General features: G+C 71.5%; 11 protein-coding genes and 1 pseudogene. 5 read left to right on the top strand and 7 right to left on the bottom strand.

Translation table 11 applies throughout. The features are described from left to right. Positions 1 to 36 precede the first annotated feature (36 nt). The 5 genes and pseudogenes from J7E88_RS13790 to J7E88_RS13770 all read right to left on the bottom strand — a co-directional run. The gene (locus J7E88_RS13790) at positions 37 to 1,500 is read right to left on the bottom strand and encodes an MFS transporter (protein ID WP_374196274.1); all 1,464 of its coding nucleotides are present in this window, start codon (positions 1,498 to 1,500) and stop codon (positions 37 to 39) included. Positions 1,501 to 1,830: 330 nt separating this feature from the next. Next, a complete protein-coding gene (locus J7E88_RS13785) occupies positions 1,831 to 3,282 on the bottom strand; it encodes a beta-propeller fold lactonase family protein (RefSeq protein WP_215180634.1) in 1,452 nt (483 codons plus the stop codon). 263 nt (positions 3,283 to 3,545) lie between these two features. Then, positions 3,546 to 4,703 carry a hypothetical protein gene (locus tag J7E88_RS13780; protein ID WP_215180632.1) on the bottom strand — a complete coding sequence of 386 codons (1,158 nt, stop codon included), beginning with the start codon at positions 4,701 to 4,703 and terminating at the stop codon, positions 3,546 to 3,548. Next, a complete protein-coding gene (locus J7E88_RS13775) occupies positions 4,700 to 5,743 on the bottom strand; it encodes a hypothetical protein (RefSeq protein WP_215180630.1) in 1,044 nt (347 codons plus the stop codon). Before J7E88_RS13775 ends, J7E88_RS13780 begins: the two co-directional genes overlap by 4 nt. Positions 5,744 to 5,907: 164 nt before the next feature. Beyond that, positions 5,908 to 6,166: pseudogene (locus J7E88_RS13770) on the bottom strand (helix-turn-helix domain-containing protein); the annotation flags it as partial. A gap of 159 nt (positions 6,167 to 6,325) precedes the next feature. Between J7E88_RS13770 and J7E88_RS13765 the strand changes: the two are divergent. The 5 genes from J7E88_RS13765 to J7E88_RS13745 all read left to right on the top strand — a co-directional run bounded on the left by J7E88_RS13765 (position 6,326) and on the right by J7E88_RS13745 (position 10,505). Beyond that, a complete protein-coding gene (locus J7E88_RS13765) occupies positions 6,326 to 6,979 on the top strand; it encodes a class I SAM-dependent methyltransferase (protein WP_215180628.1) in 654 nt (217 codons plus the stop codon). Between the two features lie 54 nt (positions 6,980 to 7,033). Next, the gene (locus J7E88_RS13760; RefSeq protein WP_215180626.1) at positions 7,034 to 7,999 is read left to right on the top strand and encodes an N-acetylmuramoyl-L-alanine amidase; all 966 of its coding nucleotides are present in this window, start codon (positions 7,034 to 7,036) and stop codon (positions 7,997 to 7,999) included. A gap of 161 nt (positions 8,000 to 8,160) precedes the next feature. Continuing rightward, positions 8,161 to 9,012, top strand: a complete 852-nt coding sequence (locus tag J7E88_RS13755) for a hypothetical protein (RefSeq protein ID WP_215180624.1) — start codon at positions 8,161 to 8,163, stop codon at positions 9,010 to 9,012. Between the two features lie 105 nt (positions 9,013 to 9,117). After that, the gene (locus J7E88_RS13750; protein WP_215180622.1) at positions 9,118 to 10,128 is read left to right on the top strand and encodes an LLM class F420-dependent oxidoreductase; all 1,011 of its coding nucleotides are present in this window, start codon (positions 9,118 to 9,120) and stop codon (positions 10,126 to 10,128) included. Positions 10,129 to 10,214: 86 nt separating this feature from the next. Then, the gene (locus J7E88_RS13745; protein ID WP_215180620.1) at positions 10,215 to 10,505 is read left to right on the top strand and encodes a hypothetical protein; all 291 of its coding nucleotides are present in this window, start codon (positions 10,215 to 10,217) and stop codon (positions 10,503 to 10,505) included. A gap of 259 nt (positions 10,506 to 10,764) precedes the next feature. On the opposite strand, the gene J7E88_RS13740 is transcribed toward J7E88_RS13745, so the two are convergent. Then, positions 10,765 to 11,844: a prenyltransferase gene (locus J7E88_RS13740; RefSeq protein WP_215180618.1), complete on the bottom strand. Its 1,080-nt coding sequence runs from the start codon at positions 11,842 to 11,844 to the stop codon at positions 10,765 to 10,767. Further along, entirely contained in the window at positions 11,841 to 12,572 is a 732-nt protein-coding gene (locus tag J7E88_RS13735; RefSeq protein ID WP_215180616.1) for a class I SAM-dependent methyltransferase, read from the bottom strand. Before J7E88_RS13735 ends, J7E88_RS13740 begins: the two co-directional genes overlap by 4 nt. Positions 12,573 to 12,606 lie beyond the last annotated feature (34 nt).

The following is a 12,606-nucleotide window of genomic DNA, read 5'->3' as shown; positions in this document are numbered from 1 at the left end:
GCTCTACCCCTTTCACCCGGTGCACCGGGTGGATCCTCACACCCGTCCGGTCCCGGGAGGCGTCAGGGGCTTCTCCGCCTCCGGGCGCGGCAGCCACAGCAGCATCAGGACCACTGAACCCAGCAGGATCCCGGTGCCGGTGCGGAAGGCCAGCGCGTAGCCGGAGGTGAGCGCCTCGGCCGTGGTCGCGCCGCCCGTGCGGGAGGCCGCGGCGGTGGAGAGGATCGCGAGGCCGAGCGCGCCACCCATCGTGCGGGAGGTGTTGACCAGGCCGGAGACGAGACCGGCGTCGCCGGCTGCCGCTCCCGAGGTGGCGAGGGAGGCGAGGGGGGTCGAGAGGAGACCGATGCCGGTCATCATCAGAACGCCCGGCAGCGCGATGGTCGTCAGGTACGAGCCGCCCGTGCCCATCGTCGACTGCCAGCCGAAGCCGGTGGCGGCGATCAGCGCACCGATGACCGCGACGTTCCGTGCGCCCGCGCGCACCATCAGGCGCGGGGCCAGCTTGGAGCCGATGACGATGCTCAACGAGCTGGGGATCAGGGCGAGTCCGGCCTCCAACGGCGTGTAGCCGAGAACGTTCTGCGCGTAGACGGTCATGAAGAACCACATGGCGAACGACACCGAACCGGTGACCGTCATCGCCACGTTGGCGGCCGAGACGGCGCGCGACCGGAAGACCTTGAGCGGCATCAGCGGTGCCGCCGTCCGCGCCTCGACGGCCACGAAGAGGCCCAGCAGCGCGAGTCCACCGAGCAGGGGCAACAGCGTCCCGCTCGCGGCCCACCCCGACTCCTCGGTCTGCACGATGCCGTACGCGACGGCCGCGAGTCCGCCCGTGACCAGGACCGCGCCCGGCAGGTCGAGGCGGCGGTCCTCGCCGACGCGGCTCTCGCTCAGCCACACCAGCGCGCAGGCCAGGACCAGTACGCCGACCGGCACGTTGATCAGGAGCACCCAGCGCCAGGAGAGCAGGTCGGTGAGGACGCCGCCGACGAGGCCGCCGGCCGCGCCGCCCGCCGCACCGACGGCCGACCAGGTGCCGATGGCCCGCGTACGGGCGGGGCCGGGCGGGACGGCCGCGGTGACGAGCGTGAGCGTCGCCGGTGCCAGGACGGCCGCGCCGAGGCCCTGCACGCCGCGCGCGGCGAGCAGCTGCCAGCCCTCCTGCGCGAGTCCGCCCGCCAGCGACGCGGCCGTGAACAGGCCGAGCCCGACGAGGAACATCCGCTTGCGGCCGAAGAGGTCGGCCGCCCGGCCGCCCAGGAGCATGAAGCCGGCGAAGGCGATCGAGTACGCGTTGAGCACCCACTGCAGCCCGGTCGCGCTCAGCCCGAGGTCGGCGCGCATCGACGGCAGCGCGACATTGACCACGGAGACGTCGAGCACGACGAGGAACTGCCCGGCGCAGGCGGCGAGAATCACCGCCCAGGTGCGTGGTGACCGGGCGGTGGCGGGCGACGGTGCGGACGTCTGTGTGCGCGAGCGGGCGTGGACCATGGGTGTCATGGTCGCAGGCGGCATGCGGCCCGTACACCGGACAGCGATGTACGTGTCACCTCGCCGTTGGTCCTACGTCCGGGGGCAGGAGGGGCTCTGGGTCTTCGATGCGGGGTGGACCATGCGTGTCATGGCCGCAGCCCTCGATCGAAATCGGGGCCTGCGTACGACACATCTGCCACCCTGGCGGCCGTTCCGGTGTCCATGGGTCCCCATGACGGCGCATCGGATCGATGGTGAGTGGCAGGAAGCGACAGGAGCCCCCTCCTCGCGAGTGCTGGAGAGGGCTCCCGATCGGTGCACCGGTCAGGTGAACCGGCAGCGGTGGTCTCAGCCGTGCGAGCCCGCCGAGGCCATGGCGGCCTGGGCCAGGTCACTGAAGTTGCTCAGGTCGAGCTCTTCGGAGTTGTCGTCGTGGTCATTCCGGCAGACGGTGGCGGAGGAGGGCTCGTACGCGTCGTCGCCGGCGAAGGTGGCGGTGTAGCAGGTGTCGCTGTCCTTCTGGCGCGAGAGCTTGCAGGTGGCCTTGCCTCTGCTGTCGGTCGTCTCGGTGCACAGCAGGATGGAGTCGGTGGTGAAGTCGATGGTCCTGCCTTCGAGGGGCAGGCCCTCGGCGGTCAGCTTGGCCTTCAGCGTGTGGCCCTTCCCACCCCCGGCGCCTTCCAGGGTGTCCTTGCCCTTGTCCTTCTTCTTTTCCAGCTTCAGGGTCAGCCTGGTCGGGGTCCGCTCTTCTCCCCCGATCGCCACACTCTGCGGGTCGGTGCCCACGGGAATGGTGGCGACGACGGTGTTGGTGGCCGTCGAGATCACTGACACCGAGGCCGCGTTGGCGTTGGTGACGTAGACGCGGGCGCCGTCCGGGGTGACCGCCACCCCCTCCGGGGCGTCGCCGACCGGGATGGTGGTGATGACCGTGTTGGTGGCGGTCGAGATCACCGACACGGTGTCGTCGCCGGAGTTGGCGACGTAGACGCGGGCGCCGTCCGGGGTGACCGCCAGCAAGCCCGGGGCGTCGCCGACCGGGATGGTGGTGATGACCGTGTTGGTAGCGGTGTCGATCACGGACACCGTGTCACTGCCGTTGTTGGTGACGTAGACGCGGGCGCCGTCCGGGGTGACCGCCACCCCCTCCGGGTCGATGCCTACGGTGATGGTGTCGATGACGGTGTTGGTGGCGGTGTCGATCACCGACACGGTGTCGTCATTGAAATTGGCGACGTAGACACGGGCGTTGTTCGGGGTGACCACCACCCCGGTGGGGCCGTCGCCTACGGTGATGGTGTCGATGACGGTGTTGGTGGCGGTGTCGATCACCGACACGGTGGCCCCGAAGAAGTTGGTGACGTAGACGCGGGCGCCGTCCGGGCTGGCCGCCAGCGTGTGGGGGCCGTCGGGGACCGGGATGGTGGTGATGACGGTGTTGGTGGCGGTGTCGATCACCGACACGGTGTCGTCGCCGGAGTTGGAGACGTAGGCGCGAGCGTTGTCCGGGGTGAGCACCACCCCTTCCGGGCTGTCGCCGACGGTGATGGTGTCGACGACCGTGTTCGTGGCGTCGTCGATCACCGACACCGTGTCCGAACCGCGGTTGGCGACGTAGGCGAACGTTCCGGTTTGCGCGGCGGCCGGCGTGGGCACGGCCAGTGGGACGGTCAGGCCCGCGAGGACCGCCACTCCCGCCACCCAGGACCGCACCAGCACCCACCACGAGCGCTTACGGCTGCTGTGACTTCGACCCGTGCTTCCCCGCCCCGACGCCGCCCATACCGCGATACCCGACATGCAGACCTCCTGCAGTGCACCGCACCGACGTGTGTGCGATTGCTCCTAATGAAGCCGGCGATCGATGCCCGCTCAGGACGTCCGGGATCGCCGCGGCGCTGATGATCGCCGCGGCCGATGCTAAGTGCCGTGATCGGCTCGCGTGTGCTCGAACCGCGCGGATGAGGCCGTATGGGCGAGCCGTGTAGACCATGCGGACACTCCCGTCGCCCGCGCCCGCGCGACGAGTTGGTCCTACCTCCACGGACCCACGTCTGCCGAGGTCAGGCGCGCGGCAACTCGATCGTCACCCGACCGCAGCCGATGCGCCGCGCCTCGGCCGCGACGTAGCCCGGCATGACGTCGGCAAGGAAGTTCCTGCCGCCGTCCATGGCTTCGAGCTGCTCGGCCAGGAAGACCACGGGCCCCGTCTGGCAGTGCGCCCGGTACACCGCACGCCTCGGACCGGCCGCCCCGTAGTCCTTGTCCTCGGTCCCGAAGCGCGTCCCGCCGTACAGCAGTTCCTCCCCGAAGATCTCGGTCAGACCTGGATCGACGACGGTCGTCATCCGCACCGCGGTGTTCGGGTAGGTGCCGCCGATCTCGCAGGTACGGGCGGGGCCGTCCGCGCCCCCGCCGATGCGGGCCCGCCGCAGGTGCTCGCGGGACGCGGCGGGCACCGTGAGCCCCTTGACTCCACAGAAGGCGTCGGCCCCCATGTCCACCCGCTCCGGGATCGGCGCGAGGTCGCGGGGCGCTCGGTAGGCGCCGGTGCAGCCCAGGTCGCGTATGACGGCGTTGGTCGCGGCCACCACGGTGCGCGCCAGTGCCTCACGGTCCTCCCGGTCGTGCGGGCCCTCCGTGTCGAAGTCGTGCTCCCCGAGGGCCACATCGACGACGAGCGAGGCCTCACCGTCCCCGGGACGCCCCGTGCACTGCTGCGGCACGGCGAGCCAGGCACGGTTCGGGGACACCATCCCCGGCAGGCCGTCGCCGAGGGCGACCATCCGGCTCGACAGGTACTCCGCGGGCCACTGCCGCGCGTCGGTGCCGTCCTCCCCGTCGAGGTGGTGGACGCGCACGACGGCCTGCCTGTGCGCCATGCCGCGCTTGCCGAAGCTGGTGACGCGGCACTGCCCGTACGACAGCGAGGCGACCCTGGGATCGCGCCGCAGCTCCTGCTCCTCGGCCTCGATCCGGCGGTCTCCGAACAGCGCGGAGAGGGTCGGCTCGTCGAGCGAGTCCCAGCAGGCGTCCGCCTTCAGCAACGGAAGCGTGTCCGTGCGCCAGGCCACGACGCCCGCGCCCAGGAGGGCACCGGCCACAGCGGAGGCGGTGACGGCCCTGGCCGTACGGCTGCGCAGGAGCCGGCGCCACAGGGAGGGCCGGGGCCCGGAAGGGGACGTGGTCTCCTGCTCCGGCGTCTCTTCGGTCGTCGTCATGCCTTGCCTCCGTCCGCCTTGCATCCGATGCGCTTGCCGACGGAGTCGACGAAGTTCGTGAACACCCGCTCCGCACTGGGCTTCGCGGCGCCGGTCAGCCCGAGGCGGGTGATGCCGTAGAAGACGGTCTCGCCTCCCTGGCAGTCGACCCGTACGAGCCCCTTGTCAGGCCCCTCGGGAAGGCCCGTGAACAGGGCCGCCAGCCGGGGTGCCGACGCCATCACGTACTGCGCGGCCGGTTCCTCGTCGAAGCCCTCGCTCAGCCACCCCACGGAGCACGTCTGGAGCCGGTCGCTCACGACACCGACCTGCTGCCGGTACCTCGACCGCTCCGGCAGTTCGAAGACCACGCCGGGAATGCGGCAGACGGGGTTGTCCGCGTCCTCTCTTTCCTCGGCGACGGTCGCCATGGGCGAGGTGGCGCGCAGCGGCTCCTTCGGGGCACACCCCGCAGCACGCATCCCGGTGTCGGCGACCGCCAGCAGCAGTTCGGCGACCTCGGCGCGGGTGCCGATCGTGGTGACGGGTCCGCTGACCCGGCCCTCGCGGCCCTCGCTCCAGTTCTCGTTGTGCATCGTCACGACGGACGGCCTGCCGTCCACGTCGCACGCCTCGGGCAGGACGAGCATGCCCCGGTCCCCGCCGACGAGGCCGTCGAGGCCGTCGGGCAGGAAGGAGACGGAGCCGTGCAGGTAGTGGGTGATCCACTCCTGACGCTTGTCCGCGGCGGCGGGGAGAGGGCCGTAGGTCACCGTGACCTTGTCCTCGTCGTCGTCCGACGCCACCTCGACGGTGCACGTCCCCTGCGGCCGCCCGGCGGACGGCGGCGCGGACTCGGTGCCGCGCCGCTCGGCACCCGACTCGTCCACGGCCTCGTCGCCGAGCAGGTGCGGGCCGCTGTTCTGCTGCCACGCGCCCCAGCAGTAGGCGTCCCGGAACGGCCCGCTGTCCGTGGCCCACAGCCCGATCCCGGCTGCGAACACCGCCCCGGCCGCCACCCCTGCTATGACGCGCAGGCGCTTTCGCCTTCCCCCGGCCATGACTTTCCCCCTTGCGAACCCGCCAAGTCAGAGCAAACGCACCGATGGTACGCGCCGGCCTCGCTGGTCCGGGGGACGGGTCAGAGCCGGCCCACGGCCGCCGCGGCGACGAACGCCGCGAAGGCGGCGGGGTGGTGGTGAACACGCGCGGCTCCAACAGATAACCAGTGCGGCAGTTGGCTGTGCAGCACCAGGCCCACCAGCCGGGAGAACATCCCGTCCGTGCCCAGCGCCGCGTCCACCCGTTCGCTGAAGTCCCGGGTCGGGACCTTCTTCGCCGTCTCGATCTGGCCGACCAGGGAGCCCGTGACGAAGATGCACGAGCCCAACTGCGCCTGGTTCATGCCTGTTGCTTCTCGCCGACGTCGCAGTTCGGCACCGTTAGTAGTCCAGCGGCGATGCACTGGGGTCGAGATTGCGCATCTGGTACAAGGCGACCGCCCCCGTTCGTGAACGTCTCGTAGCCGAGCGTAAGCAGCGCGCCGCAGGTGACGTGAATCACGTAAAGGACCTCGATCAGGGCAGTTACCCGTCCGTAGGGCACCATGGCCTCCCACCTGCACGCCCCGCCCGGAGGACCGCATGCCGCCCGCCACCCCCAAGCCGGAGATCCTCGCCGCCTTCGAGGACGCAAAGGGCTTCATGCCCGTGGACGAGGGTCTCGCCCTGTACGCGGCCGCCGTGGAGGCGGGGGCGCTCGGGCTGCCGCTGCTCGAAGTGGGCACGTACTGCGGGCGTTCGACGATCCTGTTCGCCGACGCGGCCCGCGAGGCCGGGACGGTGGCGGTGACCGTGGACCACCACCGGGGCAGCGAGGAGCAGCAGCCGGGCTGGGACTACCACGACCCGGAGGTGGTGGACCCGGAGGTGGGGCTGATGGACACGCTGCCCACCTTCCGCCGCACGCTGCACCGCGCGGGCCTGGAGGATCATGTGATCGCGATCGTCGGCCGGTCGCCGCAGGCGGCGAAGGTGTGGGGCGGCGAGGTCGGCCTGGTCTTCATCGACGGCGGCCACACGGACGAGCACGCGAGCAACGACTACGAGGGCTGGGCGCCGCATGTCGCCGAGGGCGGACTGCTGCTGATCCACGACGTCTTCCCCGAGCCGGTGGACGAATTCACCGGGCAGGCCCCGTACCGCGTCTACCTGCGGGCGCTGGCGTCGGGCGCGTTCACCGAGGTCTCGGCGACGGGGTCGCTGCGGGTGCTGCGCCGAACGGGCGCGGGCGTCTGAGTCCCGGGCGGTCGGCAGCGCCGGTCCCGAAGAAAAGGGCCTAGCATCGCGACCGTGTCGTACTTCGACGAGAACCAGCACCCGCACACCGGACCGCGCCGCTCCCGGCGCGGTCTCGTCGCCGCCGCCGCGCTCGTGCCCGTGGGCCTCGCCGGTTGGCTGATCTGGCAGGGCGCAGGCGGGAGCGCCGCGCCCGGGCCTGCGGCGGCCTCGACGCCGGCGTCCACGGGGCAGGCGTCCACGGAGCAGGCCGCGGGCAAGCCCGGCGACGAGGGCCCGGCCGCCTCCCCCTCGCCCACCACGTCGGCCACGCGCTCCGCGCCTGCCGAGCGACCCGGGGCCAAGGGGCCGCTCGCCGGGAAGGTGATCGTCGTCGATCCCGGGCACAACCCCGGCAACTTCCGCCACCCGAGCGAGATCAACAAGCTCGTGAACATCGGAACGAACCGTAAGGAATGCGACACGACGGGCACGGCGACCCGTAGCGGATACCGCGAGGCCGATTTCACCCTCGATGTTTCACGACGTCTTCGCACTCTGCTCGAAGAGCAGGGCGCAACGGTCACATTCACCCACGAGAACGACCGTCCGTTCGGTCCCTGCATCGATGAACGAGCACGATTCGGCAACGAAGCCGAAGCGGACGCGGTGATCTCGGTGCACGCGGACGGATCGGCGACCGGCAACCGCGGATTCCATGTGATCCTGCCCGCACTCGTCAAGGGCGGCGCCGCGGACACGTCGAAGATCGTCGGACCGTCACGTGACCTGGGTGAACGCATCGCCGGCCACTTCCTGCGCAGGACCGGAAGTGCCCCTTCCAACTATGTGGGCGGCGGTACGGGACTTGATGTGCGCAAGGATCTCGGCGGGCTCAACCTGTCCACCGTTCCCAAGGTGTTCATCGAATGCGGCAATATGCAGGACGCCGAGGACGCCGCTCTGCTGACCAGCCCGGGCTGGCGTCAGAAGGCGGCCCAGGGAATGGCCGACGGGATCGGCAGCTACCTCCGGCAGTGAGCACGCAAAGTGCGATACCGGGAGGACGGCCGGAACCACTGGACGATAGATTCGCCTCTACGATGGGGAGTCACCCCCGAGCTCCGCGTCCGTGCGCCCGCCCGCCCGACCGGGCGGCTGCGACGACCGCCCCGATGAGACGACCTACAAAGGACTGACACGTGAACATCCGCTCCCTCACTCGAGGCGATGGCGTGGTGATCGGAGCAGCGGTGTTGCTGTTCATCGCCTCGTTCCTCGGCACGTTCGACTGCTCCGGCAGTCAATGCGACGACGTGCCGACCGCCTGGGACAACGGATCCCTGCTCCTGGGCTTCTACCTCGCCGGCATCATCGGCGCGGCTCTGATCGTGCTCTCCCGTGCGCTCCCGCAGCCCCCGAAGGTCATCGGCCTCGACCTCGGCCAGCTCGGCGTCGCCCTGACGCTCTTCACCGCCTGGTCCGCGCTCGGCGCGATCTTCGACCCGGCGGGCCCGCTCAACGCCGACGGGTTCAGCCCCGACTCCGGCACCGGGCTCATCCTCGGCTTCATCGCCGCGCTCGTCCTCGCCGCCGGTGCCGTCTGCACCCTGCTCGTCCCGGCCTTCAAGGCCCCCCTCCTCGGCGCTCCCCGCCCCGCGGCCCCGCAGCCGTACGGCATGCAGCCGCAGGGTGGTTACGGCTACCCGGGCGCCCAGCAGCAGCCCTACGGCGGGCAGCCCGGTCAGCCGCAGCCGTACGGTGCCCACGCGGGCGCGCCGCAGGCCGCCCAGCCCGGCCCGCACGCCGCCCCGGCCCCCGGCCCGGCGGATGCCTCGCAGGGCGGTGCGCCGTCCGACTTCGCGCCGTTCTGGTTCGCCGTGCCCGTCGCCCGGCCGCTGTACGGCGAGGACGGTTCGCCTACCCCGATCGCCGAACTGGCACCTGGAACCTGGTACTTGGCGGTCGAGCAGCGCGGTCCGGCCCTGGTGGCCCAGACCCAGGACGGCCGTCGCGGTGTCCTCCAGGACACCTCCGGCATCCAGCGCGGCTGACGTCACGCAAGCCCCCAGCGGCCCCTCGCCCTTCCGGGCGGGGGGCCGCTGCCCGTACCCTGACGTCCCGTCAGAATGCCGTGTGGGGAAGGAAGGAGGGCCGCCATGCGACTGGGACTCGCCCTCGGCTACTGGGGCCGCTGCCCCGACCCGGCCGATCTCGAACTGGCCCGGGAGGCCGAGCGGCTGGGATACGACTCCGTGTGGACGGCCGAGGCGTGGGGGTCGGACGCGTTCACGCCGCTCACCTGGATCGCCGCACACACCTCCCGTATCCGGCTGGGCACGGCCGTCGTGCAGATGGCCGCGCGCAGCCCGACGGCGACGGCGATGCACGCGCTGACCCTCGACCACCTGTCCGGCGGGCGGATGATGCTGGGGCTCGGCCTGTCGGGGCCGCAGGTGGTGGAGGGCTGGTACGGACGCCCGTTCCCGGCGAGCCCGCTGACCGCGACGCGCGAATATGTGGACGTCGTCCGCCAAGTCCTCGCCCGTGAAGGGCCCGTGGAGCTGGCGGGGCGGTTCCACTCCCATCCGTACGCAGGGCCGGACGGCACGGGCACGGGCAAGCCCCTGAAGCCGATCACGCATCCGCTGCGTGCCGACCTGCCGGTGCTGCTGGGCGCGGAGGGGCCGAAGAACATCGCGCAGACGACCCGCATCGCCGACGGCTGGCTGCCGCTGTACTGGTCGCCGCTGCGCACGAACGTGTACGAGGCGTCGCTCACCGGCCTGCCCGAGGGCTTCACCGTCGCGCCGATGGCACGGGCTCGCGTCTGCGACGACGTCGCCGAGGGGCTGCTGCCCGTGAAGGCGATGCTCGGGTTCTACATCGGCGGCATGGGGCACGCGGCCCGTAACTTCCACGCGGACCTGATGGCACGGATGGGCTTCGAGGAGGAGGCCCGCCGAGTGCAGGAACTGTTCCTCGCGGGGCGCCGCGAGGAGGCGGTCCTGGCCGTGCCGGACACCTTCGCGGACGAGATCTCACTCGTCGGACCGCGGGAACGGATCGCGGAACGGCTGGAGCTGTGGCGCAAGGGGCCGGTGACGGACCTGCTGGTGACGGCCCCCGACCGCCGGACGCTGCGGGTGCTCGCGGAGCTGAACGCCTAGCTCACGCACCGAGCCGGGACACGGACCCGCGGCCACCGGCGGCCCCGAACGGGTTTCACGCATGCACAAACGGCAAGACGCTCGTCATGACAACACTCGCGAGAAACACCGCAGCGGCGGCGCGCATCGTTGTCGTCGTCGCGGACGTCGTGGCCATCGTCATCGGCCTGTGGATCCTGATGTACCTGCTGGAGGCCAACCGCGCGAACGACCTCGTGGAGTTCGTCCGCGGGGCGGCACGGTGGCTGGCCGGCTGGTCGCACGACCTGTTCACCTTCGACAAGGAATGGGCGAGGGTGGTGACGGGCTACGGCCTGGCGGCGGTGGTGTACCTGTTCATCGGCCACGCGGTGGCGGGGGCGCTGCGGCGGCGCTAGCGGTAGCCCCTTGCGGGGGCGTTTTCCCCTCCCCGCCCTTCCCCGGGTTCGCGCGAAGCGCCCGTTGGGGCTCCGCCCCAAGCCCCATGCCCCGAACTCCCCCTACGGCCTGGCGGCCGCGGGAGGTGCCCCCGGGGGCTGATTTCGCGGAGCGAAATCAGCCCGTCCGGCGCTTGAGGACACCGCGCGGAGCGCGGTGCGGGGGCCTGGGGCGGAGCCCCAGTTCAGGGATGGGGCGGGGCGGGGGACAAACCCCCGGTCACAGCAACCCGCAGCAGTCCCCCGCCAATCCCCTCGGCAGGCGCTCACCGCCGAACACCGCCGTCGTCGCCTCGTCGCCCCCGAGCGCGGCCACCGCCAGCAGCAGTGAGCCCGCCGTCCACGTGGTCAGTTCCTCCGGCCACATCGCGCGCTCGCCCTCGAAGACGTAGCCCGTCCAGTACATGCCGCCCTCGGCACGCAGGTGCTGGACGGACTGGAGGATCTCCAGCGCGCGGTCGGACTCGCCCATCGCCCACAGCGCCAGCGCCAGTTCGCAGCTCTCGCCGCCCGTCACCCACGGGTTCGGCAGGACGCAGCGCACGCCGAGGCCGGGCACCACGAAGTCGTCCCAGCGGGCGTCGATGCGGGCCTTGGCCTCCGCGCCGGTGACCGCTCCGCCGAGGATCGGGTAGTACCAGTCCATCGAGTAGCGGTCCTTGTCGAGGAAGCGCTCGGGGTGGTGGCGGATGGCGTGGGCCAGCGCGCCGGCCGCGAGTTCCCAGTCCGGCTGCGGCTCCTCCAGCTCCTCCGCGATGGCGAGGGCGCAGCGCAGCGCGTGGTGGATCGACGAACTGCCGGTCAGCAGCGCGTCGTTCACCGCCGTGCCGTCCACTTCCCGCTTCCAGCCGATCTGGCCGCCCTGCTGCTGCAGTCCGAGCACGAACTCGACCGCGGCGAACACCACCGGCCACATGCGGTCGAGGAACGCCTCGTCCCCCGTGCTCAGATAGTGGTGCCAGACGCCGACCGCGAGGTACGCGCAGAAGTTGCTCTCGCGGCCCCGGTCGGTCACGGCGCCCGCGTCGCCGTCGTGGTAGGCGGCGTACCAGGAGCCGTCGCCGTTCTGGTGGCGGGCCAGCCAGGCGTAGGCACGGGCCGCCGCCTCGTGCTCGCCCGCCGCGTCCAGCGCCATCGCGGCCTCGGTGTGGTCCCAGGGGTCCAGGTGGTGGCCCCGGAACCACGGGATCGCCCCGTCCTCACGCTGTACGGCGAGGATGCCGGCGACGGTCTCCGCGGCCTGCTCCTCGGTCAGGACCCCGGGCAGGACGAGGTGCTCGGTCCTCCGCGAGGTCGTCACGCCTCGACCTTGGGCTGGTGCGGCTTGGTCGCGTACGCCACGAAGCTCTTGCCGACGACCGGGTTGAGCAGCTGCTCCGCGAGCCGGGTCGCGAGCGGCTTCTTCATGATGTCCCAGACCAGCAGCTTGTGGTACGCCCGCACGGGCAGCGCCTTGTCGTTGTCCACGCCGAAGGCACACTTGAGCCACCAGTACGGCGAGTGCAGCGCGTGCGCGTGGTGGGTGCCGTACGGCTTGAGGCCCGCCTCCCGCATTCTGGCGAGCAGTTCATCGGCCTTGTAGATGCGGATGTGCCCGCCCTCGACCTCGTGGTACGCGTCACTGAGCGCCCAGCAGATCTTCTCCGGGCCGTAGCGCGGCACGGTGACGGCGATCCGGCCGCCGGGCCGCAGGACCCGGACCATCTCGGCGAGCACGCCCTTGTCGTCGGGGATGTGCTCCATCACCTCGGAGATGATGACGACGTCGAACGACTCGTCGGGGAACGGCAGGTTGAGCGCGTCGCCCTCCATCGCGGTGGCGGTGGCGCCCTCGGGGGCCTCGCCCGCCTCCTTCATCGCGGCGAACCACTTGGCGACCTCGCGGATCTCCTCGCCGTTCTGGTCCAGGGCCACGACCTGCGCACCGCGCCGGTAGCACTCGAACGCGTGCCGGCCTGCGCCACAGCCCAGGTCGAGCACGCGGTCGCCCGGGGCGAGCGGAAAGCGGGAGAAGTCGACGGTCAGCACGGGGGTCTGCCTTCCTGGGGGCGGAGCTGGGGGT

It is taken from the genome of Streptomyces sp. ISL-10 (assembly GCF_018614575.1).
Taxonomy (GTDB): Bacteria; Actinomycetota; Actinomycetes; order Streptomycetales; family Streptomycetaceae; genus Streptomyces.
Note: the sequence above shows the minus strand (reverse complement) of the source record. Positions and strands in the feature narration are given on the sequence as shown.